This window comes from Paracoccus sp. S-4012 (genome assembly GCF_009674885.1).
Classification (GTDB): Bacteria; Pseudomonadota; Alphaproteobacteria; order Rhodobacterales; family Rhodobacteraceae; genus Paracoccus.
The window spans coordinates 23,278-48,984 of sequence record NZ_WKKA01000014.1 but is presented as its reverse complement, the minus strand read 5'-3'; the positions used below and the strand labels follow the sequence as shown (position 1 = coordinate 48,984).

The 25,707-nt window shown below is 70.4% G+C and carries 21 protein-coding genes; 6 read left to right on the top strand and 15 right to left on the bottom strand.

Features of this window, described 5'->3' with window-relative positions:
* Window positions 1-706 precede the first annotated feature (706 nt).
* From betT to queA, 6 genes are all read right to left on the bottom strand, one after another.
* Window positions 707-2,989 carry a choline BCCT transporter BetT gene (gene betT / locus GI374_RS15145; RefSeq protein WP_154337893.1) on the bottom strand — a complete coding sequence of 761 codons (2,283 nt, stop codon included), beginning with the start codon at window positions 2,987-2,989 and terminating at the stop codon, window positions 707-709.
* 655 nt (window positions 2,990-3,644) lie between these two features.
* Window positions 3,645-5,036, bottom strand: a complete 1,392-nt coding sequence (lpdA, locus tag GI374_RS15140; RefSeq protein ID WP_154337892.1) for a dihydrolipoyl dehydrogenase — start codon at window positions 5,034-5,036, stop codon at window positions 3,645-3,647.
* Window positions 5,037-5,111: 75 nt separating this feature from the next.
* Window positions 5,112-5,771 (bottom strand): hypothetical protein, encoded by a 660-nt coding sequence (locus GI374_RS15135; protein ID WP_154337891.1) that lies wholly within the window; start codon window positions 5,769-5,771, stop codon window positions 5,112-5,114.
* A 94-nt stretch (window positions 5,772-5,865) separates the two neighbouring features.
* Window positions 5,866-6,447, bottom strand: coding sequence for a DUF924 family protein (locus GI374_RS15130; RefSeq protein WP_154337890.1), 582 nt, complete (start codon window positions 6,445-6,447; stop codon window positions 5,866-5,868).
* 52 nt (window positions 6,448-6,499) lie between these two features.
* The gene (locus tag GI374_RS15125; RefSeq protein ID WP_154337889.1) at window positions 6,500-7,753 is read right to left on the bottom strand and encodes an MFS transporter; all 1,254 of its coding nucleotides are present in this window, start codon (window positions 7,751-7,753) and stop codon (window positions 6,500-6,502) included.
* A 66-nt stretch (window positions 7,754-7,819) separates the two neighbouring features.
* Window positions 7,820-8,857, bottom strand: a complete 1,038-nt coding sequence (gene queA, locus GI374_RS15120) for a tRNA preQ1(34) S-adenosylmethionine ribosyltransferase-isomerase QueA (RefSeq protein WP_154337888.1) — start codon at window positions 8,855-8,857, stop codon at window positions 7,820-7,822.
* A gap of 104 nt (window positions 8,858-8,961) precedes the next feature.
* Between queA and GI374_RS19375 the strand changes: the two genes are divergently transcribed.
* Window positions 8,962-9,096, top strand: coding sequence for a hypothetical protein (locus GI374_RS19375; protein WP_370515389.1), 135 nt, complete (start codon window positions 8,962-8,964; stop codon window positions 9,094-9,096).
* 34 nt (window positions 9,097-9,130) lie between these two features.
* Here GI374_RS19375 and GI374_RS15115 read toward each other — a convergent pair whose 3' ends face one another.
* The 6 genes from GI374_RS15115 to polA form a co-directional block, all read right to left on the bottom strand.
* Window positions 9,131-9,592, bottom strand: coding sequence for an Hsp20 family protein (locus GI374_RS15115; RefSeq protein WP_154337887.1), 462 nt, complete (start codon window positions 9,590-9,592; stop codon window positions 9,131-9,133).
* A 131-nt stretch (window positions 9,593-9,723) separates the two neighbouring features.
* A complete protein-coding gene (gene glcF / locus GI374_RS15110) occupies window positions 9,724-11,019 on the bottom strand; it encodes a glycolate oxidase subunit GlcF (protein ID WP_154337886.1) in 1,296 nt (431 codons plus the stop codon).
* The gene (locus tag GI374_RS15105) at window positions 11,019-12,065 is read right to left on the bottom strand and encodes an FAD-binding protein (protein ID WP_154337923.1); all 1,047 of its coding nucleotides are present in this window, start codon (window positions 12,063-12,065) and stop codon (window positions 11,019-11,021) included. Before GI374_RS15105 ends, glcF begins: the two co-directional genes overlap by 1 nt.
* Before the next feature lie 25 nt (window positions 12,066-12,090).
* Entirely contained in the window at window positions 12,091-13,536 is a 1,446-nt protein-coding gene (locus tag GI374_RS15100; RefSeq protein WP_154337885.1) for an FAD-linked oxidase C-terminal domain-containing protein, read from the bottom strand.
* 51 nt (window positions 13,537-13,587) lie between these two features.
* Window positions 13,588-14,946, bottom strand: a complete 1,359-nt coding sequence (gene hemN / locus GI374_RS15095; protein WP_154337884.1) for an oxygen-independent coproporphyrinogen III oxidase — start codon at window positions 14,944-14,946, stop codon at window positions 13,588-13,590.
* Window positions 14,947-15,085: 139 nt separating this feature from the next.
* Window positions 15,086-17,896 carry a DNA polymerase I gene (polA, locus tag GI374_RS15090; protein WP_154337883.1) on the bottom strand — a complete coding sequence of 937 codons (2,811 nt, stop codon included), beginning with the start codon at window positions 17,894-17,896 and terminating at the stop codon, window positions 15,086-15,088.
* Window positions 17,897-18,012: 116 nt separating this feature from the next.
* On the opposite strand from polA, the gene GI374_RS15085 reads away from it, so the two are divergent.
* The 5 genes from GI374_RS15085 (at window position 18,013) to purF (ending at window position 22,177) form a co-directional block, all read left to right on the top strand.
* Complete coding sequence (locus GI374_RS15085; RefSeq protein WP_195759948.1) at window positions 18,013-18,264, top strand: type II toxin-antitoxin system ParD family antitoxin; 252 nt, start codon at window positions 18,013-18,015, stop codon at window positions 18,262-18,264.
* Window positions 18,257-18,556: a type II toxin-antitoxin system RelE/ParE family toxin gene (locus tag GI374_RS15080; protein WP_154337882.1), complete on the top strand. Its 300-nt coding sequence runs from the start codon at window positions 18,257-18,259 to the stop codon at window positions 18,554-18,556. The genes GI374_RS15085 and GI374_RS15080 overlap by 8 nt, the downstream gene beginning before the upstream one ends.
* Before the next feature lie 5 nt (window positions 18,557-18,561).
* Complete coding sequence (gene radA, locus GI374_RS15075; protein ID WP_154337881.1) at window positions 18,562-19,929, top strand: DNA repair protein RadA; 1,368 nt, start codon at window positions 18,562-18,564, stop codon at window positions 19,927-19,929.
* A gap of 33 nt (window positions 19,930-19,962) precedes the next feature.
* On the top strand, window positions 19,963-20,613 hold the full coding sequence (locus GI374_RS15070; RefSeq protein WP_154337880.1) for a CvpA family protein: 651 nt from the start codon (window positions 19,963-19,965) through the stop codon (window positions 20,611-20,613).
* Window positions 20,614-20,689: 76 nt separating this feature from the next.
* Window positions 20,690-22,177 carry an amidophosphoribosyltransferase gene (gene purF, locus GI374_RS15065; RefSeq protein WP_154337879.1) on the top strand — a complete coding sequence of 496 codons (1,488 nt, stop codon included), beginning with the start codon at window positions 20,690-20,692 and terminating at the stop codon, window positions 22,175-22,177.
* 4 nt (window positions 22,178-22,181) lie between these two features.
* Here the strand turns inward: purF and GI374_RS15060 are convergent, their stop codons facing one another.
* The 3 genes from GI374_RS15060 to xseA all read right to left on the bottom strand — a co-directional run bounded on the left by GI374_RS15060 (window position 22,182) and on the right by xseA (window position 25,631).
* Complete coding sequence (locus tag GI374_RS15060; protein ID WP_370515388.1) at window positions 22,182-22,868, bottom strand: DUF599 domain-containing protein; 687 nt, start codon at window positions 22,866-22,868, stop codon at window positions 22,182-22,184.
* Window positions 22,865-23,896: a signal recognition particle-docking protein FtsY gene (ftsY, locus tag GI374_RS15055; RefSeq protein WP_154337878.1), complete on the bottom strand. Its 1,032-nt coding sequence runs from the start codon at window positions 23,894-23,896 to the stop codon at window positions 22,865-22,867. Before ftsY ends, GI374_RS15060 begins: the two co-directional genes overlap by 4 nt.
* A 118-nt stretch (window positions 23,897-24,014) precedes the next feature.
* Complete coding sequence (gene xseA, locus GI374_RS15050) at window positions 24,015-25,631, bottom strand: exodeoxyribonuclease VII large subunit (RefSeq protein WP_154337877.1); 1,617 nt, start codon at window positions 25,629-25,631, stop codon at window positions 24,015-24,017.
* Between the last annotated feature and the right edge of the window lie 76 nt (window positions 25,632-25,707).

Sequence of the window (25,707 nt, the reverse complement as noted above, 5' to 3'; positions counted from 1 at the left end):
TCCCCTCCTGCGCGCATGCTCCGGGCTCCCGCCATCTCACGCGGCAGCGACGGCTTGCGTCAATTCCGGAAGGCGCGGAGTGCGATCAAAGTATGGGTCGGGTCGGCGGCGTGCCGGGGGAATGGTGGGGTTACCTGACCGAGACTGAAAATCCATGTCTCGATTTACCGGATGCATGGGCTGATCCGGCGCCAGGTCATCGCCGATGCCGCGCGGCACGATGGCGGGCAGCTCCACGAGGGGCTGATCGCCCGCACCAACACGTCGCGACGGGTCTAGGCCGACAGCGCCTGTCGCTCGGCGGAGAACGAGGCATGGCTCGACGCCCGCGGCATGTCAGCCGCATCCATCGCAGGAAGCCCCGTCGCCGTCCGAGGCCGGAGCGGACCCGCCGCGCCAACGCGGCCAAATCGGCGGTGCGCTCGAAGGTCGAGCATCTCTTCGCCCGAGCCGGAAGGCCCTCATAGAACTGGCCATCCGCACCTTTGGACTGGCGGGCGCGGGCGCGCGATCACGCTCGCCAATATGGCCTACAACATGACCCGCTGGCGCTGGCTCGACAGCCGACCCGCGCCCTGCCTGACGGCGGTCGACTTCCGATCCGACCCGATAAGCGACTGAAAGGGCCCGAGCGCCGCTCCCGACCGGCACTGTCTTCTTGCTCAGACCCAAAGCGCCGCTACGGGCGGTAAGCGGAGGTGTCCCTCTATCGAATCTTCTCCTCGATATCTTCAACGTCTGCGGCGTCCGTCGGGACCACCGATTGCTGCCCTTGCGGCGCCGGCGTGAGGACCGAGGCCGTATCGGTTTCCGTCGAATACGTGAGAAACGCCAGGTGCGCCTCATATCGGTCCAGCACGTCGTCAATCACCTGCTGCTTTGTGAGGCCCATCAGATCATAGCCGCCGGAGCCGGTCTGGGTGAAAACCTCAAGCCGATAGTAGACGTCTGTCTCGCGGGTCATGCGACCGCTGAACATCGGCACGGGCGCCTCGACAATCGCAACCTGGTAGTGAAAGGCGCGGAACCTCTCCATCGATACGCGCAGCAGCGGCTCCTGAACACCATAGGCGTTGAGCATGGCGCTCTGCTCGACCTCATAGCCCTGGCCACGGAATTCGGCGGCCACGTCATCAAGCGCCGGCCGGACCGTGCGGTCGAGAAACTGGGTCGCCTGGCGCAGGGACGGGTAGGACCGCAGTCGTTCGAGCCGCTGCTTCCACGATCGCTCAGGCGCATGGCCGCCGGTCGGGGCCATGGAGCGCCGCAGCAGCACCTGGCCCTCGCGTTCCGCCCGCTCCATCCGCAGCACCTTGTAGAAAGACGCCATGACCAGATAGGCGATGATCGTCACCGGCAGGGCAAAGATCAGCGTCGCATATTCCATCGTGGTCACGCCGCCCGCCAGCAGCATTGCAATGGTCAGCACTGCGGTGATCGCCGCCCAGAAGATGCGCAGCCACTTGGGCCCGTCATGCGACGGCTCCGGGATCGAGGCCGAGAAGTTCGCCGTCACCATGGCGCCGGAATTGGCGCTGGTCAGATAGAAGAGCAGCCCGGAGAGCGTGGCCAGAGCGATCAGGATCATCGGGCCGGGGAACATCCCCAGCAGGGCATACCAGCCCTGTTCGGGGCTTTCGACGGCCAGCTGGGCGAATGCGGTGTTGCCCTGCAAGACCTGGAACAAGGCGGAGTTGCCGAACAGCGAGACGATAATAAAGTCGCACAGCACCGGCGCGGTGATCGCCGCGATCACGAACTCGCGCAGCGTGCGCCCGCGCGAGATGCGGGCGAGGAAGACACCGACGAATGGTCCCCAGGCAAGCCAGAATGCCCAGAAGAACAGCGTCCAGCCGCCCATCCACTGAGCACCTTGCGGCTCATAGGCAAGGGTCTGCAACGTGCGTTCGGGAAGTGTCAGGATGAAGCGGCCGATGTTCTCGACCAGCGCGTTCAGAAGGAATGCGGTCTGGCCGGTGACGAGGATGTAGACCATCATCGCCAGCGCGCTCCAGAGGTTCAGTTCTGAGATCAGGCGGATGCCGCGATCGACGCCCGACGTGGTGGCCAGGATGGTCAGGACCACGGCCCCCAGAACCAGCGCGACCTGCAGCGGCAGTCCCTGCGGCAGGCCGAAGAGCAGCGAGAAGCCGACGCTCAGAAGCACGACGCCGATGCCCATCGAGGTGGCGACGCCGAACACCGTCCCGACCAGCGCGATGATGCTGATGCCGTCGCCCAGGGGGCCACGGACACGCTTTCCAAAGAGGGGATAGAGAGCCGCCCTGATCGACAGCGGCATTCCCCAGCGGTAGGCGAAGTAGCCCATCGCCATGCCGAGCAGCGCATACATGGACCAGCCGGCGATGCCATAGTGGAACATCGTCCAGACCACGGCATCCTGCAGCGCCGCGGGTGTGCCGCCTGCGCCCGAAGGCGGATAAAGGTAATGCGCGACCGGGCCAGTGACCGAATAGAAGAGCATGTCGATGCCCACGCCCGCAGCGAACAGCATCGCCACCCAGGTCATCAGCTTGTATTGCGGCCGCGAATGGTCCGGACCGAGCCGCACGTCGCCTTCCTTGGAGAAAGCGACCCAGAGGATGAATCCGACCACCAGCGTGACCGTCAGCACGTAATACCAGCCGAGGCTCGTGGCGATCCAGATGACGGCGGAGTGCATGGTGTCCCGAGCGTCGGCCGGTGTGGTGATGGCCCAGATCGAGAAGGCAAGGATCACTGCCGTGGACACCGCAAGGACGCGCCAGTTGACGCGGTCGGCACGATGCTCAAGCAACTCCTCGGGACCCTTGCTCAGGTCGCTGCGCGACACCGGCGTGTCATCCTCTGCGGCGCGCTGATGTGGCCTGTCGGTGCCTCCGAAGCGGCGACGCTCGAGCGGCGGACGCGACCGGGGAGGCACAGCCGACCCGGCTACGTCCGCCTGAACAGCACTGGATCCCTCGTCTTTCGATGGATCGTCCGGCATCGGCCTGCTCCACTATGGAGGATTTCCTTCGCGGCCGCAGGTCACGCGATGCTCTACCCCCGCCCGCGTCAGCCTGCATGATTGGGCCGGTTTGGCAATGCCGATCGGAGGTGGGGTCGACGCCGATCACCCGCAGGATGGTTGCGGGAAGGGCAAGAGCTTCGGCGCGTTATCAACTGGAACGACGTCAAGCGTGTGCCGCCGCCCGACGCCCACCTGACGGGTACAGGCATCGATCTGTCGGTCTGTCACAGGAGCACGACTTTGTTCCGCAGACCCAAAGCCAACTCGAATCCCGGCAACGCTGCCTAGGCAGATGCGCCGAAGCTCCGTCATGCAGAGCGTCGCCGCAGCACCGCTCGAGCGCCTGCGCGCTTGGCAGCGTGCGCTTCGAGAGCTTCAACGGCGTCGTAAGAAGTAGGGCCGGATCTAACGGGGGGTAGCCGCCGCGGGATGCGGCCGCGGGGCAAGCGATGGAGTGGACGCCCTCGGCCGGTATCGATGTGCAAAGGTGGGGGGCGTTGAAGCACCGTCGGGCGCGGGAGCGTCCATGGAAGAGGTCAGCATTATCGGCCTGGATTCGGCCAAGAACGTGTTCAGGCTCATGACGTCTTGGCGGGGGGTCCGGGGGCGGAAAGCCCCCGGCGTCGCGGCGTCAGAAGTGGATCGTCCGCCCGTAGGCGTCGAGGACCGATTCGTGCATCATCTCGCTCAGCGTCGGGTGCGGGAAGACAGCCTGCATCAGCTCGGCTTCGGTCGTCTCCAGCGTGCGGCCGATGACATAGCCCTGGATCAGCTCCGTCACCTCGGCCCCGACCATATGCGCGCCGAGAAGCTCGCCCGACTTCGCGTCGAACACCGTCTTGACCATCCCCTCCGGCTCGCCGAGCGCGATGGCCTTGCCGTTGCCGAGGAAGGGGAAGCGGCCGATCTTGACCTCGTGGCCAGCCTCCTTCGCCTTCGCCTCGGTCAGCCCCACGCTCGCGATCTGCGGCTGGCAGTAGGTGCAGCCTGGGATCGATTCGGGGCGGACGGGATGCGGCTGGCCGCCCGCGATCATCTCGGCCACCATGACGCCCTCGTGGCTTGCCTTGTGGGCGAGCCAGGGCGCGCCGGCCACGTCGCCGATCGCCCAGACGCCCTCGACGCCCGTGCGGCAGTATTCGTCCACGACGATATGCGTGCGGTCCACCGTCACGCCGATCTCCTCGAGCCCGAGGCCCTCGACATTGCCGACAATCCCCACGGCGCTGATGACGGTGTCGAAGTCGCGGGTCTCGGTCTTGCCGTCCACCTCGATATGCGCGGTGACAGTGCCGCCCTTGCGGTCGAGCTTCTTCACCGTCGCGCCTTCCAGGATCGTCATCCCCTGCTTGACGAACTGCTTCTTCGCCAAGGCGGCGATCTCGGCGTCCTCGACCGGCAGGATGCGGTCCATTACCTCGACCACCGTGGTCTCGGCGCCGAGCGTGTTGAAGAAGCTCGCGAACTCGATGCCGATGGCGCCCGAGCCGATCACCAGCAGCTTCTTCGGCATCCGCTTGGGCACGAGCGCCTCGCGGTAGGTCCACACTGCCTCGCCGTCAGGCTCCATCCCCGGCAGGACGCGGGCGCGGGCGCCGGTGGCGATGACCACCGCTTTCGCCGTCACCTCTTCGGTGCCCTTCTCGCCCGTCACGGTCAGCTTGCCCGGCCCGGCGAACTTCGCCTCGCCCATCAGCACCGTTACCTTGTTCTTCTTCAGCAGGTGCCCCACCCCGCCGGAAAGCTGCTTCGCCACCCCGCGCGAGCGTTTCACCACCGCGTCGAGGTCGTAGCCCAGACCCTCCGCCTTCAGCCCGAACTCCGTGGCGCGTTCCATCAGGTGCAGCACCTCGGCCGAGCGCAGCATCGCCTTGGTCGGGATGCAACCCCAGTTGAGGCAGATGCCGCCGAGCGCCTCGCGCTCGATGCAGGCGACCTTGAGGCCCAGCTGCGCGCCGCGGATGGCGCAGACGTAGCCGCCCGGACCCGCGCCGATCACCACCATGTCGAAGCTCTGCGCCATGCCGCCCGTCCCTTGTCGAAGATCGTCCGGCGAACCCTAGGACGGCAGGCCGGGAGGCGGCAAGCGCCGCCGTGATCAGCCGTCCGCGGCGAGCCGCAGGGTGATCGGACCGGCCTTGATCCGCGCCTCGGACATGGCGCCGCCGCCGAGCGGGTAGACCAGTTCCACCCGTGCGCCGCGCAGGCGCAGCGGGCCGGCATGGCCGGGGCCCTCTGTCACCTGATAGCGCATGCGGCAGGTCAGGACCGCGCCGTCGCTCTCGGAGCTTTCGGGCGCTAGGACCGCAACGCGGCGGCCGTCATAGAGGCGGAACGCGGCCGGGCATCCCCCCGCCCCCGCCAGATGGGCAAGCGCGCGCACTGGATCGATTGCGCCCGCGGGCGCGGCGCCCGGCTGCGACAGCGCCGTGGCCTCGGAGGCCGGTTCGACCCGCGCCTCCACCACCTCGCCGCCGACCGTCAGCAGCGACACGTCCCGCTTCTCGCGCGCCGAGTCGGTGTGGGCGGTATAGCGCAGCCCCGCCCCGGCCGGGCCGTTCTCCTGCGCCAGCCGCGCCGTGAAACTGCCGTCGAAGGCCCCGAACGGCGTGCCCTGCAGGCGCATGTCGATGCCGGCGCCGCTGGCCTCGATCCGGCCCAGCGGTTGCTGGCCCAGAAGGACGGTATAGCCCCCGGCCGCGGCGGGCCCGGCGGCGAGGAGCGCGGTCAGAAGAAGCGCGGGGGGCGGTCGGGACATGCGGCGCAACTCCTCGGGGATACCGGCGCAAGGCTGCAGAGGCCCCGCGCCATGCGCAAGGCCGCCCGGCGCCGCGGCGATCACGCCTGCATGATCACGCCGGGGGCAGCACCACCTTGCCCGAGACGAGCGCGCCGTAGCCACCCGCGTCGAGGATGCGGCGCTCCTCCGCCGTGCTCTCACGGTCGAGCGCCTCGTTGCGCCACGGAAACCTGCCGAAGGCCGCGATGGCGTCGCGGTGCAGTTCGGCGTGGCGCAGGTTCTCGCCCGGCATCCGCTCGGCGAAGAGGGCGACGGCGCGGTGCTGGTCGGCCAGTTCCTCGCTGTGCTCGAAGGGCAGGTAGAAGAACTGCCGCCCCGGCTCGGGCGTGGCGAGGTCGTGCCCGGCGTCGAGCGCGGCGCGGGCGATGCGCCGGGCGAGCGGGTCGGTCGCATAGGCGCGGGCGTCGTTGCGGAACATGTTGCGCGGGAACTGATCGGTCAGGATCAGCGCCGCGAGCGCGCCCTCGGGTGTGGCGGTCCAGGCGGCCGACAGCCTCAGCGCGTCGATCCAGGCGGCCATGAAGCGGTCGCGGATGCTGAGGTCCAGGGCCGCAGTCGGCTGATACCAGAGCTTCGGCCCGGTTTCCTCCAGCCAGAAGCGGTTGATCTCGTCGGGGGTCACGATCTCGGGCATGGGCGCTCCTCGCGGCTGGTTCGGGCGAGCCTCGCGCGAGGCGCCGCCCGGTTCAAGCCGCGCGTTCGACCTCGTCCGGGGGCGGCAGCTGGTCGGCGTCCATTGCGGCCTCGACTGCCACGGGCGTCGCGCCCGGCGGAACGGGCGTATAGGACGCGGTCGGCTCGGCCGTCGCGCGGCGGGTCAGACGCCAGGCGGTGTAGCCGGCGAGCGCCGCCAACAGCACCGCGTTCAGCACCCAGAAGCCGTCGAGCCCGAAGACCCCCATCAGCCAGCCGGTCACGAGCGGTCCCATCACCGAGCCGAGGCCGTTGAGAAACAGCAGCCCCGCCGAGGCCGCGGCCATGTCCGCGGCGTCCAGAAGGTCGTTGGTATAGGCCAGCAGCAGCGAATAGATCGGGTTGGCCACCCCCCCGATCAGCGCCGCCGCGACCAGCAGCCCCCAGAGCCCCGCCGGTGCCGACAGCAGCGCGATCACCACCGCCGCGCCCGCCACCGCCAGGCCGAGGATCAGCCGCCGGCGGTCGCGGTGGTCCGAGAGCTTGCCGATCGGCCACTGGAACAGCAGCCCCCCGGCATAGATCGCCGCGACGAAAGCCGAGATCTCGCCCGTGGTCATGTCCGAGGCCGTTCCCCAGACCGAGGACATGCCGAAAAGCGACGAGAAGACCCCGCCCATCAGGAACACGCCCACGCAGCCCAGCGGCGAGACCCGCCAGAGCCGCCCGAAGCTCATCCGCTTGATGGTGTCGAACCGCGGCGCCGGCTGGGTCGAGAGCAGGATCGGCGTGAACGCCAGCGAGACGAGCACCGAGGGGATCACGAAGGGGATGAACCCCGCCGGGTCGCCGATGTTGAGCAGCCCCTGCCCGGCGACGATGCCCAGCATCTGCACCATCATGTAGGCCGACATTGCCTGGCCCCGCGTCTCGTTGGTGGCGCCCGCGTTCAGCCAGCTCTCGGCGGTGATGTAGACGCCGCAGAAACTGAAGCCGATCGCCAGCCGCGCCACGGCCCAGAACTCCCAGTAGGGCATCGCCGGATAGAGGACGAGGATCGCCGAGATCAGCGAGCCGAGCGCCGCGAAGACCCGGACGTGCCCGACCTTCTGGATCATCCGCGGCACCGTGAGGCTGCCGATCAGAAAGCCGCCGAAATACGACGCCATGACGATCGACATCTGCTGCGTCGGCACGCCCTCGATGCCGCCGCGGATGCCCAGCAGCGTGCCCTGCATGCCGTTGCCGACCATGAGCATCGCCATGCCGAGGAAAAGCGGCCAGGTGGTTCGCAGGACGGTCAGCATGGTTCCTCGGAGGCTTCGCCCGCCTTCTATCACTGTCGCCCACGCTCAGGGCGACGGGAAGCGGCGTCAGGGGATCAGCAGCGACGCATCGCCATAGGAGAAGAAGCGGTAACGGTTCTCGACCGCATGGGCGTAGATGCGCCGGGTGCGGTCGAGCCCCATCAGCGCCGCGACCAGCATGATGAGCGTCGATTGCGGCAGGTGGAAGTTCGTCATCAGCGCGTCGGTGACGCGGAAGCGGTAGCCGGGGCGGATGAAGATGTCGGTCATGCCGGTGAAGGGGGCGATCTCGCCGGCTGCGGCCGCGGTCTCGATCACCCTGAGCGCCGTGGTGCCGACCGGGATCACCCGCCGTCCCTCGGCGCGCGCGCGGGCGATGGCGGCGGCGGCGGCTTCGTCCACCTCGCCCCATTCGGCGTGCATCCGGTGGGTCGAGACATCCTCAACCTTGACCGGCAGGAAGGTGCCCGCGCCGACATGCAGGGTCACGCGCGCGCGCTCGACGCCGCGCGCATCGAGCGCCGCCAGCAGCGGCTCGTCGAAATGCAGGCTCGCAGTCGGCGCCGCCACGGCACCGGGACGCTCGGCCCAGACGGTCTGGTAGTCTATGCGGTCGGCCTCGTCCGGCGCGCGGCGGGCGGCGATGTAGGGCGGCAGCGGCATGGCCCCCGCGGCGTCGAGGGCCGCATCGAAATCCTCGGCGTCGAAGCGCAGCGTCAGGGCCTCGTCCAGCCCGACGACCTCGGCCGAAAGCGCGTCGGAGAAGCGGATCACCTCGCCCGGCCGCAGCTTCCGCATCGGCCGCGCGAGCGCGCGCCAGAGACCGCCCGCCGCCGGTTCGATCAGCGTGACCTCGATCCGCGCGACGCCCTCGCCGTCAGCCGTCGCCCGGGTCCGCGTACCCGACAGCCGCGCGGGAATCACGCGGGTGTCGTTCAACACCAGCAGGTCGCTCGGCCGCAGGATCGCGGGCAGGTCGGCCACCACGCGGTCGGTAATCGCGTCGCCCTCGGCCAGCAGCAGCCGCGCCGCGCTCCGCGGGCGCGCGGGACGGGTTGCGATCAGGTCCTCGGGGAGATCGAAGTCGAAGTCGGAGAGTTTCATGCGCCGCCCCTAGCAGGCTTCGATCCTTCTGCGAAGGATCGAGAACGATTGTTCGCAGAACAATCGCGTGCGTGATCGCAGGCGCGACGACCGAGGGGGCGGACATGACCGGACGGCTGAACTTGCCATTCTTGGGCGTCCCGACGTTCGGCAAGCGCCCCTACGTCGAGGACCGGTCGCGGATCGAGGCCGACGCCACGGTGCGGAACGGCGGCAGACATGAAAACGGGGGGCGCTGAAGGCCCCCCGTCCGTGTCTCGCGCCGACCGCAGGTCAGGCGTCGATCTTCTCGACCCTGCCGGCCGACTTCTCGATCGCGATCCGGCGCGGCTTCAGCGCCTCCGGGATCTCGCGCACGAGCTCGATGTGCAGCATCCCGTCCTCATGGCTCGCGCCGGTGACGCGGATATGCTCGGCGAGGGTGAAGCGGCGCTCGAAGGCGCGGGTGGCGATGCCGCGGTGGAGGAAGGTGCGGCCCTCGTCCTCGTTCGTGTCCGCCTTGGAGGCGGCCACCACGACGGCGCCGTCCTTCATCTCTACCGAGAGGTCATCGGGCGAGAAACCCGCGACGGCGATCGAGATCCGGTAGGTGTCATCGCCGGTCTTCTCGATGTTGTAGGGGGGATAGGTCGGCGCAGCGAGGTCCGCCGAAAGCGCACGATCCATCATGTCGGCCATACGGTCGAAACCGACCGAGGCGCGGTAGAGCGGGGTAAGGTCGAAGCGTTCACGCATCTTGTCCATCCTTGGGTTCAAGCGATGTTCAGGTTGCCCCCGGAATGCATCCGGCGGGCGGTCTTCGTCGGCGCCATTGGGCCTTCCGACAGTTCCAGAACTGGAGACCGACCGCCTCGGTTTCAAGAGGTTCAGAAGGCTTCGTCGAGATTTTTCGGGGCTGGTCCACCCGTCGCCCAGTCGAGCAGCTGGACCGTGTGGACCACCGGAATCCCGGTGCCCGAGGCGATCTGGATCATGCAGCCGAGATTGCCCGCCGCGATCACCTGCGGCACGGTCTGGTGCAGCGCCGCGAGTTTGAGATCGCGCAACTGCGTGGAAAGCTCGGGTTGCAACAGGTTGTAGGTCCCGGCGCTGCCGCAGCAGAGATGCGCGTCAGCGGGCGTCACGACCTCGTAGCCCGCGGCGGCCAGCAGCTCCTTCGGCGTGGCGACGATCCGCTGCCCGTGCTGGAGCGAGCAGGCCGGGTGGTAGGCCACGCGCAGCGCGCGCGGCCGAGTGACGGGCGGCAGGCCGAGATCGGCCAGCACCTCGGTCACGTCTCGCGCGAGGCTCGCCACCCGCACCGCCTCGGCCTCATGCGGGGTGCCCGCGAAGATCGCGCCGTAGTCCTTGACCGTCGTGCCGCAACCCGAGGTCGTCACCAGAAACGCGTCGAGCGGCCCCTCCGCCTCCGCCGCCAGAACCGCGCGGATCGTCCGCAGCGCCGTTTCCCGCGCCTGATCCTCGCGCCCCATGTGATGCGTCAGCGCGCCGCAGCAGCCGATGCCCTCCGGCACCACGACCTCCGCGCCGGCACGGTTGAGCAGCCGGATCGCGGCCTCGTTGATGCCGGGATCGAGCACCGACTGCGCGCAGCCGGGCAGGATCGCGACGCGCATCCGGCGCGCGCCCACGGCCGGGTGCGTGCCTGGATCGTTGACCCGCGACGGCCCCGGCAGCGGCGCCCCGGCCATCCGCAGCATCGCCCGCAGCCGCCGGTCCGGCATCAGCGCCGCGAACGGCCGCGCGAGCTTGGCCGCCGCCATCGCCGCCCGGAACCGCCCCGGATAGGGCAGCACCCGCGCCAGCAGGTCGCGCAGCCAGCGGTCGCGCCAGGGTCGGCGATAGGTCGCCTCCACATGCGCGCGGCCGTGGTCGATCAGGTGCATGTAGTTCACGCCCGAGGGGCAGGTGGTCATGCAGCTGAGGCAGCTGAGGCAGCGGTCGAGATGCAGCGCGGTCTTTTCGTCCGCGGGCCGACCGCTCTCGAGCATGTCCTTGATGAGGTAGATGCGGCCGCGCGGGCTGTCGAGCTCGTCGCCCAAGAGCTTGTAGGTCGGGCAGGTCGCCGTGCAGAAGCCGCAATGGACGCAGGCGCGCAGGATGCGGTTCGAGCGCGCGGTGAGCGGATCGGCGAGTTGCTCGGGGGTGAAGGTCGTCTGCATCAGGCGGGGCTTGCAAAGAGGCCGCGGGGATCGAAGCGGGCGCGAAGGCCGGCCTCCAGGCGGGCCGTGACGGGGTCGGGCGGCGGCAGGCGCGCGGGGGCGCCGGTCAGGCGGGTGGCGATGGCGCCGGGGGGAAGCGGCGGCATGCTCCCCTCGGGCAACCGCGCGAGGATCAGCGCGCCGCCCCAGTCGAGGCGCAGCGGCTCGGGGATCGTGGCGAGGATCGCGGGGGCTTGCGAAGGGCGGCAGAGGATGCGCCAGACGTCGCCGTCGCGCCGGGGGCTGTCTGCCCCCGGACCCCCGAGGATATTTTCGTCAAGGCGAAGATGGGGGGTGTCCTCGATCTGAAAGCCGCGCAGGCGGGCTTTCAGTGCCTCGGCCCGGACGGCCACCGATTGCGACAGGCCCTCGAGCCGGATCAGCGCGCCGGGCCCCGGCAGCCAGAGCGCCGCGGTCACGTCGAACGGGCCAGTCAGCGCGATGGTCAGCGGCGCGATCGCCTCGGCGGCGGAGAGGCCGGACAGGCGCAGCACACGGGTTGCGGGGGGAAGGGGCGCGGTCTTGAGCGCGACCTCGGTCAGCACGCCGAGGGTGCCGCGCGAGCCGGCCATCAGCTTCACCAGATCGTAGCCGGTGACGTTCTTCATCACTCGGCCGCCGTTGGCGATCACCTCGCCCGAGCCATCCACGAAGCGCACCCCGATCAGCGCGTCGCGCGCCGCCCCCGCCTGCACCCGGCGCGAGCCGGAGGCGTTCGCCGCGATGACGCCGCCGATGGTGGAGCCCGCGGCGGGTGGCGGCTCGAAAGCGAGCATCTGGTTTTCAGCGGCGACCGCGGCCTCGATCTCGGCCAGCGGCGTTCCCGCGCGGGCGACGAGCGTGAGGGCAGCGGGTTCGTAGAGGGTGATGCCCGTAAGGCCGCCGGTGCGGAGGGGCGTGGCCCGCCCCTCGCCGGGCAGGAGGCGGGTTCCGCCGCCGAGGATCGAGAGCGGGCCGCGAGCGCTGCGGATGTCTTCCGCAAGCTCGGCCTCGGAGGCAGGGCGCAGGGCATCGGCCACGGCGAGAACGGCCTCAGGCGGCATCGCGCATCCGTTCACGACGCCCCGCCGACACGGCCAGCGGAAACACCTTGGCAGGGTTCAGGAGCCATTCCGGGTCGAACACGTCCTTGACCCGCATCTGCGCCTCCAGATCGGCGGGCGCATATTGCACCGTCATCAGGTCGCGCTTCTCGATGCCCACGCCATGCTCGCCGGTCAGGCACCCGCCTGCCTCGACGCAGAGGCGCAGGATATCCGCGCCGAAAGCCTCCGCCCGCTCCAGATCGCCGGGCGCGTTGGCGTCGTAGAGGATCAGCGGGTGCATGTTGCCGTCGCCCGCATGGAAGACGTTGGCCACCTCCAGCCCGTGCTCGGCCGAGAGCTGGCCGATGCGGGCCAGCACCCGCGGCAGGGCCGAGACGGGGATCGTGCCGTCGAGGCACATGTAGTCGTTGATCTGCCCCATTGCGCCGAAGGCCGACTTGCGGCCGAGCCAGATGCGGCGGCTCTCGTCCTCGCTGCGGCTCTCGCGGAACTCGAGCGGCGCGAAGCCCTCGGCGATGTCGCGGATGAGGCCGAGCGCCTCGTCGATCTCGGGCGCGGTGCCCTCGGCCTCGATGATGAGCAGCGCCTCGCAATCGGGGTATCCGGCGTGGGCGAAGGCCTCGGTCGCGCGGATGCAGGGGCGGTCCATGAACTCGATCGCGACTGGCAGCACACCGGCGCGGATGATGGCGGCGACGCAGGCGCCCGCGGTCTCGGCCGAGTCGAAGGCGACCAGCACCGGCCGCGCCCCCGCAGGCTTCGGCAGGATGCGGAGGGTCGCCTCGGTCACGAGGCCCAGTTGCCCCTCGGAGCCGCAGACGACGCCCATCAGGTCGAGGCCGCCGCTCTCGCCCATCGGCCCGCCCAGCTCGACCACCGAGCCGTCCATCAGCACCACCGTGAGACCCAGCAGGTTGTTGGTCGTGACGCCGTATTTCAGGCAATGCGCGCCGCCCGAGTTCATGGCGATGTTGCCGCCGATCGCGCAGGCGAGTTGCGACGATGGGTCGGGGGCGTAGAAGAAGCCCTCGCCCACCACCGCATCGCTGACGGCGAGGTTGGTTCGGCCCGCCTCCACGCGGACCAGCCGGTCCTCGGCGCTGATCTCGAGCACCCGGTTCATGCGCGCGAGGCCGACCACCACCGCATCCGCCGTCGGCATCGAGCCGCCCGCGAGCGAGGTCCCTGCCCCGCGCGGCACCACCGGCACGCCCTCGGCGGCGCAGGCGCGCAGCACGGCGGCCACCTCCGCGGTCGAGCGCGGCAGCACCACGGCCAAGGGCGGGCAGCGGTAGGCCGAGAGCGCGTCGCATTCATAGGCGCGGGTCTCGGCCGGGTCGTGGATAACCGCGCCCGGCGCCGCGGCCTCGAGCGCCGCCACGATCGCGTCGCGGCGGGCGAGGATGCGGGGGTCGGGTGCGGGCATCTCCATCCTGCGGTCATAGGCCGCGCGCCGCGGCCTGACAACGGCGGGCGCGGCGTCTCACATGGCGGGCGAGTGGCCGCGCGCCTCCATCTCGTAGGCGTCGAACATATGCGCCACCATGCGCGTCAGCGGGCGGCCGTGCGGCGGGATGCGGAAGCCACGCTCGTCCGCCTCGACCATGTCGCCGAAGCGCGCCTTCACCGGGGCGAACAGGTTGTGCAGCGCCGCGGGCGAGAGGTGGTGGTCGCGCACGAACTCCTCGGCCCGGATCTCGAAGTCGCACATCAGTGCCTCGATCATGCGCGAACGCCAGATGTCCTCGGCCGAGAACAGGTGCCCGCGCGAGACCGAGAGCCGTCCCTCGCGGATCGCGGCCGTATGGGCCCCGGTCGCGGGGGCGTTCTGGGCATAGCCCTGCGGGTAGCGCGAGATGGAGCTCGCGCCGACGCCGATCAGCGTGCGGGCCTGGTCGTCGGTGTAGCCCTGGAAGTTGCGACGCAGTAGGCCCGCCTTCTGCGCGGCGGCAAGACCGTCGCCGGGACGGGCGAAGTGGTCGATGCCGATGGCGTCGTAGCCGTCGGCGAGGAACAGTTGCTCGGCCACCTCGAACAGACGCAGGCGCGCGGTCGAATCGGGCAGCGCGTCCTCGGGGATCATCACCTGCCGCTTGGCGACCCACGGCACATGCGCGTAGCCGTAGAGGGCCACGCGGTCGGGCGACAGCGCCAGCAGCTTCTGGACCGAGGCGGCCATCCGCTCCGGCGTCTGGTGGGGCAGGCCGAAGAGGATGTCGGCGTTGAGGCTCTCGATGCCGCGGGCGCGGATCATCTCCACCGCGCGGGCGGTCAGCTCGAAGCTCTGCTCGCGGCCGATGACCTTCTGGATCTCGGGGTCGAAATCCTGCACCCCGATCGAGGCGCGGGTCAGCCCGGCCTCGGCCAGCGCGTCCATGCGAGCGTCGTCGATCTCGCTCGGGTCGATCTCGACCGAGAACTCGGCCCCCGGCGCCAGCGGGAAGGCGTCGAACACCGCCCCCGCCACGCGGCGCATCATGTCGGGCGGCATCAGCGTCGGCGTGCCGCCGCCCCAGTGCAGCCGCGACAATGTGACACCGGGCGCGAGGCGGTCGCGCAGCATGGCGATCTCGGTCAGCAGCACCTCGGCATAGGCGCGCACCGGGTCGTCGCTCTGCGTGCCCTGCGTTCGGCAGGCGCAGAACCAGCAGAGCCTGCGGCAGAAGGGCACGTGGATGTAGAGCGAGACGGAATCGCCCGCCGGGATGGCGGCGAGCCAGTCCTCCACCGTGTCAGGCGGCGTCGCGGCCGCCTTGAACTGGGTCGAGGGCGGATAGCTGGTGTAGCGCGGGACCCGCGAATCGAAGAGGCCCAAGCGCGTCAGTTGCGCTAGATGTTCCATGCGGTCAGCTACGCCGCATCGGGGGTTTCCCACATTGACCCAAGTCAAGCCGATGCACGCCAGCGCCAGCTAAGGGCGCGTTCGCGGGCTTGCTCTGGCCCCGGCACGCGCGCCATCCGGGCGCGCGTGATCCCGCGCGTCAATGCGCCGCGGCCCAGCTCCGTCCTGCCCCGCCCTCGACCACCAGCGGCACCGAGAGCTTCACCGCAGGTTCGGCCGCCCCCGCCATGACTGCCCGCGCCCGCTCGATCAGCGGCTCGACCGCGGCCTCGTCGGCCTCGAACACCAGCTCGTCATGGACCTGCAGCAGCATCTCGGCCGGCAACCCCGCGATCGCCTCGGGCATGCGGATCATGGCGCGGCGGATAATGTCGGCGGCGGCGCCCTGGATCGGCGCGTTGATCGCCTGTCGCCGCGCCCCCGCCTGCGCCGGTCCCTTGCTCTCAATGCCGGGGACATAGATGCGCCGCCCGAAGAGCGTGGTGACGAAGCCCTGCCGCTTCGCCTCCTCCACCGTGCGCTCCATGTAGTCGCGGATCTCGGGGAACCGCTGGAAATAGGTGTCGATGAAGGCCTGCGCCTCGGCTCGCGGGATCCGGAGGTTGCGGGCGAGGCCAAAGCTGGAGATGCCGTAGATCACGCCGAAGTTGATCGCCTTTGCGCGCCTGCGGGTCTCGGGGTCCATGCGCTCGACCGGCACGCCGAACATCTGGCTCGCGGTCATCGCGTGGATGTCGATGCCCTCGCGGAAGGCCTGCTTCAGCGCCGGGATATCGGCCACATGGGCGAGGATGCGCAGCTCGATCTGGCTGTAGTCGAGGCTGACGATCCGCCGCCCCTCCGGCGCGACGAAGGCCTCGCGGATGCGCCGCCCCTCCTCGGTGCGGATGGGAATGTTCTGCAGGTTCGGCTCGGTCGAGGCGAGGCGCCCGGTCGAGGCCCCGGCGATGGCGTAGCTGGTATGCACGCGCCCGGTGTCCGGGTTCACATAAGTCTGGAGGGCGTCGGTATAGGTCGCCTTCAGCTTGCTGACCGCGCGCCAGTCGAGCACGCGCCCCGGCAGCACGTGCCCCTCGGCCGCGAGGTCCTCGAGCACGTCCACGGCGGTCGAGAGCGCGCCCGACTTCCCCGCCTTGCGCCCCTGCGCGAAGCCGAGCTTGCCGAACAGGATCTCGCCCAGCTGCTTCGGCGAGCCGATGTTGAAGCGCTCGCCCGCGATGCCGTAGATCTCGTCCTCGATCCCCGCGAGCTTCTGGCCGAACTCGCCCGACATGCGCGAGAGCTGCTGCGGCTCGATGGTGATGCCCCGCGACTCCATCTGGGCGAGGACCGGGATCAGCGGGCGCTCCAGCGTCTCGTAGACGGTGGTGACGCGCGAGGCGGGGAGTTGCGGCCGCAGCCGCTGCCAGAGGCGCCAGACGATCTCGGCTTCCTCGGCGGCAGGACGGGCGGCGGTCTCGGGGGCGAGCGCGGCGAAGGTGACGGCGGACTTGCCGCTGCCGAGCAGGTCCTTCAGCGGTGCGCGCGTGTGGTTCAGGTGCAGCCCGGCCAGTTCGTCCAGCCCATGCCCATGCGCGCCCCCGGCGAGGGCGTAGGAGAGCAGCATCACGTCGCCCGCGGGCGCCAGGCGGATGCCCTCGCGGGCGAGGAACTTGGCGTCGCGCTTGATGTCGTGCCCGAGCTTCAGGACTGCGGCATCCTCCAGCATCGGCCTGAGCGCCGCGAGGGCCGCCGCGCGGGCCATCTGCCCCTCCGCCGCCGCGCCGAAGAGGCCGTCGCCCCCGCCATTGTGGCCGAGCGGGATATAGGCGCCGAGGCCAACGCCGGGCGAAAGGGCGATGCCGATGAGCTCCGCCTGCAACTCGTCCAGCCGGTCGAGCTGAAGGTCGATCGCCACCTCGCCCTGCTGCGCGATTGCCGCGAGCCAGGGCGCGAGCGCCTCGGTGTCGCGGATGGTGACGTAACCCGCCGGGTCGATCGGCGGCAGCTCCGGCGCCGGGGTGGCGGCGGTCGCGCCCGCGGCGGGCGCGGGCAGCGGCTCCTCGATCTTGGGCGGCGCGGCGTCGAAGCGCTGCGCGACCCGGTTGGCGAGGGTGCGGAACTGCATCTCGGCAAGGAAGTCGAGCAGCTTTGCCGGATCGGGCTCGCGCAACTCGAGACTCTCCAGCGTCATGTCCACGGGCGCGCTGTCGCAGTCGAGCGTCACAAGCCGCTTGGAGACGCGGATGTTCTCGGCATGGTCGATCAGCGTCTGGCGGCGCTTGGGCTGCTTGATCTCCCCGGCGCGGGCCAAAAGCGTCTCGAGATCGCCATACTCCTCAATAAGTTGCGCGGCGGTCTTGATGCCGATTCCCGGTGCGCCGGGCACATTGTCGATGCTGTCGCCGGCAAGCGCCTGCACATCCGTCACCTTCTCGGGATAGACCCCGAACTTCTCGCGCACCTCCTCGCGGCCGATGCGCTTGTCCTTCATCGGGTCGAGCATCTCGACCCCGTCACCGACGAGCTGCATCAGGTCCTTGTCCGAACTGACGATCGTGACCCGCCCGCCCGCATTCCGCGCCTGACAGGCGAGCGCCGCGATGATGTCGTCGGCCTCGAAATCCTCGACCTCCAGGCAGGCAACGTTGAAGGCCCGCGTGGCCTCACGCGTGAGCGGGAACTGCGGCCTCAGGTCCTCCGGAGGATCGGGCCGGTTGGCCTTGTAGTCCTTGTATATCTCATTGCGGAAGGTGCGCGCCGAATGGTCGAACACCACCGCCGCATGGGTCGGCGCTTCGTCGCCCCTGGCTTCCTCCAGATACTTCCACAGCATGTTGCAGAAGCCCGCCACCGCCCCCACCGGCAGCCCGTCCGTCTTGCGCGTGAGCGGCGGCAGCGCGTGATAGGCGCGGAAGATGAAGGCCGATCCGTCGATCAGATGCAGGTGGCTGCCCTTGCCGAATGTCATGATCGCCTCCGCTCAGATGGATGAGTGCGGTTCTGGCATGCCGCGGTGCGAGGCGGAAGGCTTGCAGGCTGTCCTCCCGCACGCATATACCAAGAAATACCACGCGGAGGAAACTGATGGCCAACACCAGCGTGTCGCTCGGCGCTCATTGGGAAAGTTTCATCGCCGGCCTCGTCGCCGAGGGACGCTACGCCTCCGCCAGCGAGGTGGTTCGCGCGGGCCTGCGTCGGCTCGAAGAGGACGAGCAGCGGCTGGAGCGGCTGCGCACCCTGATCCGCGAGGGCGAGGAGAGCGGGATCGCGGGCCCGCTCGACATGGATGACGTGATCGCCAGGGGCATGGAGCGCTGGAACGCGCGACATGGCTGAGGTGGTCCTGACCGGGACCGCCCTCGCCGATCTCGACGACATCTTCTGGACGGGGCTAACGACTTGGGGACCGACGCAGGCGAAGCGGTATGCGCGCGATCTGGAAAGCGCCCTTCGTCGTATCGGCGACAACCCTCTGATCGAACGCAGCCACGACGAACTGGGCGCCGGCTTGCGCCGGCTGGTCCACGAGAGCCACCTCATCTTCTATCGTGTGGACGGCGACAGCGTCCTCGTTCTGCGGTGCCTCCATCACAGCATGGACGCCGCCCGCCACTTGGGCCACACCTGACCGCCATGGCCCGCGCCCCTGCCCCCGCCTTCACCTGCACCGCCTGCGGCGCCGCCCATCGCAAGTGGGCCGGGCGCTGCGATTCCTGCGGCGCGTGGAACAGCGTCGTCGAGGAGGCGCCGCTGTCGGCCGGGCCGGGGCGGGCGCTCGGGGCCGCCAAGGGGCGGGCGGTGCCGCTGCATCCGCTGGCGGGCAGCGAGCCCGCGCCGCCGCGCCGGGCCTCGGGAATCGAGGAGTTCGACCGGGTGCTGGGCGGCGGGCTCGTCCCCGGCTCGGCGATCCTCGTGGGTGGCGATCCGGGGATCGGCAAGTCCACGCTGCTCTTGCAGGCCACGGCCGCCCTCGCGCGCAACGGGGCGCCCGCGATCTATATCTCCGGCGAGGAGGCAACGGCGCAGGTGCGGATGCGCGCCGCGCGCCTCGGCCTCTCCGACGCCCCGGTGCGGCTCGGGGCCGAGACCGCGCTGCGCGATATCCTCACCACGCTCGACGCCGAGCGCCCCGAAGTCGCGGTGATCGATTCGATTCAGACCCTCTGGGCTGACACCGTCGACGCCGCGCCGGGCTCGGTCGGACAGGTCCGCGCCGCCGCGCACGAGCTTGTGACCTTCGCCAAGTCGCGCGGGGTCGCCGTCATTCTCGTGGGCCATGTCACCAAGGAGGGCCAGATCGCCGGCCCGCGGGTGGTCGAGCACATGGTCGACACCGTGATCTACTTTGAGGGCGAGCGCGGCCACCAGTTCCGCATCCTCCGCAGCGTCAAGAACCGCTTCGGCCCGGCGGGCGAGATCGGTGTCTTCGAGATGACCGGCGGCGGCCTCGCCGAAGTCCCCAACCCCTCGGCGCTGTTTCTCTCCGAGCGCGGCGAGGCTGTCGCGGGCGCGGCGGTCTTTGCGGGCATCGAGGGCACCCGGCCCCTGCTGACCGAGGTGCAGGCCCTCGTCGCGCCCTCCACCCTGGCCAGCCCGCGCCGCACGGTCGTCGGCCTCGACGCCGGCCGCGTCTCGACCATCCTCGCGGTTCTCGAGGCGCGCTGCGCCATCCCCTTCGCGGGCCTGGACGTGTTCCTCAACGTCGCGGGCGGCATGCGCGTGACCGAACCTGCCGCCGACCTCGCCATTGCCGCCGCCCTCCTCAGCGCCCGCGAGGACGTGGCATTGCCCCCGGAGGCCGTCTGTTTCGGCGAGGTCAGCCTCTCGGGCGCGCTCCGTCCAGTAGCGCAGGCGGAAAACAGGTTGAAAGAGGCGCGGAAACTTGGTTTCTCGCGGGCGATCGTGCCGGAGGCGCAGAAGGTCGAGGCGGCGGAGGGCATGGCCCTCGCCCGCCACGCGGATCTGACCCGCTTCGTGGGCGAGACATTCGGCGCCGGCTGAGCCCGGTGAGGACAGAGGCTCAGGAAGGCGAGTATGGACGGCTTCACGCTCATCGACGGCATCGTGGCCGCGGTCATCATCCTGTCGGCGATCCTCGCCTATTCCCGCGGCTTCGCGCGCGAGGCCATGGCGATCACCGGATGGATCGCCGCCGCGATCATCGCCTTCCTCTTCGCGGGCGCCGTGAGGCCGATGATCGCGCAGGTGCCGGTCCTCAACCAGTTCCTCGGCGACAGCTGCGAGCTTGGCATCATCGCCGGCTTCGCCGTGGTCTTCGCCATCGCCCTCGTGGTCTTCTCGATCATCACGCCACTCTTCTCGTCAGTGGTGCAGCGCAGCGCGCTCGGCGGCGTCGATCAGGGCATGGGGTTCCTGTTCGGCGTGGCCCGCGGCATCCTCCTCGTCGCCGTCGCGTTCATCGTCTATGACCGCGTGGCCGCGAATGCCGGCATCGCGGTGGTCGAGAACTCGCGCTCGGCCGAGGTCTTCTCGCGCCTGCGCACCCAGATGAACGAGCAGATCCCGCAGGACGCGCCCGGCTGGGCCGTGGCGCGCTACGAGGAGCTGGTCCGCAGCTGTGGCCCCGCGGGCGGCACGCTCGACACCGCGCCGCCGCCGGCCGCGACGACCGCGCCGGCGGCGACCACGCCCGACGCCCCCGCACCGGCCCCCGCCACGAATTGATCCCGCGTGGGGGAGTGACTTCCGCGCCCGGCGCCCCTACATACGCGCCTTGCCCGCTCGGCCGGAGTCGCCGCCAATGCAGCCGTTCCCTTCCCAGCCCCTCGATCACGACAGCCTGCACGAGGAGTGCGGGGTCTTTGGCGTCATCGGCGTCCCCGAAGCCGCGAACTTCGTGGCCCTCGGCCTCCACGCCCTGCAGCATCGCGGCCAGGAGGCCGGCGGCATCGTCGCCTATGACCCCGAGCGCGGCTTCAACGGCGCGCATCGCTTCGGCTATGTCCGCGACAACTTCACCAAGGCCTCGCTGATGGAGACGCTGCCCGGCGCGCTCGCCATCGGCCATGTCCGCTATTCGACCGCGGGCTCCAAGGCCCCGGTGATCCGCGACGTGCAGCCCTTCTTCGGCGAGCTGGCGATGGGCGGTTGCGCGATCGCGCATAACGGCAACATCACCAACGCCGCCGCGCTGCGCCGCGAACTGATCGAGCGCGGCTCGATCTTCGCCTCCGGTTCGGACACCGAATGCATCATCCACCTGATGGCGCGGTCGATCCAGACTTCGATTCCCGAGCGGATGAAGGACGCCCTGCGCCGCGTCGAGGGCGCCTTCAGTGTCATCGCCATGACCCGCACCAAGCTGATCGGTGTGCGCGACCCGCTGGGCGTGCGTCCCCTGGTCCTCGGCACGCTCCATGATGGCGCGCATGTGCTCGCCTCCGAGACCTGCGCCCTCGACATCATCGGGGCCGAGTTCCTGCGCGAGATCGAGCCGGGCGAGATGGTGGTGATCTCGGGCGGCGAGGTCGCCAGCGTCCGCCCCTTCGCGCCCGCGCAGAGCCGTTTCTGCATCTTCGAGCATGTCTATTTCTCGCGCCCCGATTCGATCATCGGCGGCCGCTCGGTCTACGAGACCCGGCGCCAGATCGGCGTCGAACTGGCCCGCGAGGCTCCGGTCGAGGCCGACATGGTCTGCCCGGTGCCCGATTCCGGCACGCCCGCCGCGATCGGCTACAGCCAGGAGAGCGGCATCCCCTATGCCATGGGGATCATCCGCAACCAGTACATGGGCCGCACCTTCATCGAGCCGACCGAGCAGATCCGCGACATGGGCGTGCGGCTGAAGCTGAACGTCAACCGGGCGCTCGTGAAGGGCAAGCGCGTGGTGCTGGTGGACGATTCGGTGGTGCGCGGGACGACCTCGCGCAAGATCAAGGACATGATCATCGCCGCGGGCGCGGCGGAGGTCCACTTCCGCATCGCCAGCCCGCCGACCGCATGGCCGTGCTTCTACGGCGTCGATACCCCTCATCGCGACAAGCTGCTGGCGGCGCAGATGTCGCCCGAGGAGATGCGCGACTGGATCGGCGTGGACAGCCTCTCGTTCATCTCGCTCGACGGCCTCTATCGCGCCGTGGGCGAGGCGCAGGGCCGTGACGGGGCTTGCCCGCAGTATTGCGATGCCTGCTTCTCGGGCGACTACCCGATCCCGCCCTCAGACCAGATCGCCAATGGCGGCTTCGACCCCGAGGGGCCGACCACGCTCTCGGATCACACGGCGCCCTGAGGGGTCAGCGCCGCAGCAGCGCGCGGCGCGAGCCCGAGGCGAACTCACGCCGCCAGGTGGTCCACAGCACCGCCGCGGTGGCGAGCGTCAGCGCCAGCGGTCCCGCCAGCCAAGCCAGCGCGCCGATGGCGAAATAGACCGCGCGCAGGCCGGCGTTGAAGTTCCGCGCCGCGTGGATGTTGATCTCGGCCGCCTTCATCGCCAGCCCCATCGCCTCGGGGTGCGAGGCGTCGTTCGGCACCGCGCCCATCAGCACGGCGCAATAGCCGAACAGCCGGTGCGCCCAGACGAAGCGCAGGAAAGCGTTGACCACCAGCAGCAGCGCGAGCGCCAGCTTGATCTGCCAGACCAGTTCCGGCAGCAGCCCCGGCACGACCTCCTCGGCGGCGCGGGCGACGGTCTCGGGATTGCCGATCAGGGCCAGGCCGCCGCCGATGGCGATCATCGTGGCCGAGGCGAAGAACGACGCGCTCTGCGACAGCATGCCCAGCAGCGCGCCGTCCATGATGCGCGGCTGCCGGGTCAGGAACTCGCGCATCCAGTTGCGCCGGTGCTCCTCCATCAGCACGGCGACCGAGACGCGCCCGCCCTGCGGATTGGCGACCAGCCAGCCCACTCCGATCCATGCCGCGAGGTGCAGCACCACCGCCGCCACATCGGCAAGCCCGAGGGCCGCGGGCAGCTGGATCACGCCAGACCCACGAGCGCGCGGGCGAACTCGTCCGGGTCGAAGGCGTCGAGGTCGTCGATCTGCTCGCCCACGCCGATCGCGTGGATCGGCAGCCCGAAGCGGTCGGCGAGCGCGACCAGCACGCCGCCGCGCGCGGTGCCGTCGAGCTTGGTCATCACGAGGCCCGTCACATCAGCCATCTTCTGGAAGGTCTCGACCTGGCTCAGCGCGTTCTGGCCCGTGGTGGCATCGAGGACCAGCACCGTGTTGTGCGGCGCGCTCGGGTCCTTCTTGCGGATCACGCGGACGATCTTGGCGAGTTCCTCCATCAGGTCGGCGCGGTTCTGGAGGCGGCCGGCGGTGTCGATCAGCAGCAGATCCGCCCCCTCCGCCTCGGCCCGCGTCATGGCGTCGAAGGCGAGACTGGCGGGGTCGGAGCCCTGCGGCGCGGTCATCACCGGCACGCCCGCGCGCTGTCCCCAGACCTGCAGCTGCTCGACCGCCGCCGCGCGGAAGGTGTCGCCCGCTGCGATCACGACCTTCTTGCCCGCCGCGTTCAGCTGCGCCGCCAGCTTGCCGATGGTCGTCGTCTTGCCTGAGCCGTTGACGCCCACAACCAGCACCACCTGCGGCGTCCTCGCATAGAGCGGCAGCGGCCGCGCCACCGGCGCCATGATCCGCGCGATCTCGGCCGCGAGCCAGCCTTTCAACTCGGTCGCTGACACGCGCCGCCCCATGCGCCCCTCTGCGATGTTGGCGGTCACGCGCAACGCCGTATCCACGCCCATGTCGGCGGCAATGAGGGTCTCCTCGAGCCCCTCGAGCATCTCGTCGTCAAGCTCGCGGCGCGGCTCGGGCGGGGGCGCCGGGGCGGTCTCGCGGCCGAGCAGGCGGTCCATGAGGCCCGGCCTGGCGGCGGCGGCGGGTTCAGGAGCAGGCGGCGGTGCGGGCGCGGCTTCGGGCGCCTCGGCCACGAGGTCGTCCAGCCCCTCGCCGATCTTCGTCGAGGACCGCGTCAGGCGGTCGCGCAGCTTGGAAAAGAACGACATGGGCGACCCTCCGCTCGGCGCGCAGGACATTACGCGGGGGCGCGACCGAGGGGAACCCTCGCGCGCGCCGATCCTTCTGCGAAGGATCGCTTCGAAACTTCGCAGAAGGTTTCGGTTGCTAGAACAGCGTCCCCTGCCCGCCCGGCGGTCGCGCCGCGGGTTTCGCCCGCGCCCCTTCCGGCCGCGCGCCGAGGCGGCCGTCGTGGAACTCGATCTCCAGCCGCGCCAGCGCCGCACCGGCAACGGCCGAGGCCACCAGCCCCTCCGGCCCATGCACCACCGCAAAGCCGCGCTTCAGCGTCTCGCGATAGCCGAGCGTCTGACGCAGGCGATCGAGGCGGTCCAGCCGCTCGCGCCGGAGCCGCGTTTGCCGCGCCTCGGCCGCGGCGAGGCGCTTCCCCAGCCCGTCGAGCTGCGCCCGGCACTCGGCATTCCGGCGCAGCCCCGCCATGCGGGCGCGCGAGAGGCCCGCGTCGAGGCGTCGGCGCCCGGCGTCGAGGTCACGCGCCATCTCGCGCAGGCGGCGGGCGATGGCCGGCCGCAGCTTTGCCGCGGCGCTGTCCCGTTCGCTCCGGGCGATCTGCGCGCGCCGCCGCAACGCCGGTTCCAGCCGCGCCCCCTCCTCGAGCCGCCGCCGCGCCGCGGTCGCCCCTTGCCGCAACAGCGCAGGCGGCAGCGGCAGCGCGTTCAGCCGGTCGCGGCGGCTGCGGGTGAAGCCCCGCAGGGCCGGTTCCAGCCGCGCCGCGGTGAGGTCGAATCGCTGCCGCGCCCCCTCGGTCAGCGCCTGCGGGCGTCCCATCGCGCGGGCGAGGTCGCGCAGCCTCTGCCCCGGCAGCGCCACCCGCGTCTGCATGGCGCGCACCTGACGCGCCCGGATCTCGGCCAGCCGGGCGACCAGTTCCGACCGTACCGGGACCGCCAACTCGGCTGCCGCGGTCGGGGTCGGCGCGCGCAGGTCGGCGGCGTGGTCGATCAGCGTGGTGTCGGTCTCGTGGCCGACGGCCGAGATCAGCGGGATCGTTCCCGCCGCGACCGCGCGCACCACCGCCTCGTCGTTGAAGCCCCAGAGGTCCTCGACCGAGCCGCCGCCGCGCGCCACGATGATGAGGTCCGGGCGCGGCACCGGCCCGCCGGGACCAAGCGCGTTGAAGCCCGCGATCGCCGCCGCGACCTCCGGCGCGCAGGCGGCGCCCTGCACCGCCACCGGCCAGATCACCACATGCACCGGAAAACGGTCGCGCAGCCGGTGCAGGATGTCGCGGATCACCGCGCCCGAGGGCGAGGTGACGACGCCGATCACCCGCGGCAGCGACGGCAACGCCCGCTTGCGGGCGGCGTCGAAGAGCCCCTCGGCGGCCAGCGCCTTTCGGCGTTGCTCCAGCATCGCCATCAGCGCGCCAAGGCCCGCGGGCTCCACCGATTCGACCAGAAGCTGGTATTTCGACGCGCCGGGGAAGGTCGTCAGCCGGCCCGAGACGATGATCTCCATCCCCTCCTCGGGCCGATGCGCCAGCCGCGCAGCCTGCGTGCGCCAGCAGACCGCCGCGATGCAGGCGTTATCGTCCTTCAGGTCGAAATAGAGATGCCCCGAGGACGGCCGCGACACCCGCCCGACCTCGCCCCGCACGCGGACGCGGCCGAATTCGCCCTCGATCACGCGCTTCACCGCGCCCGAGATCTCGGAGACGGAGAGCGCGGGGGCGTTCGACGGGGCGGCGTCTTCGAAGAGGTCCATGCGCGTTCATCGCCCGCAGGGCGGGAGGGCGCAAGCGTTGCGGCTCCGCGCCGGCTGGCCTATGCGGCGGCGAAAA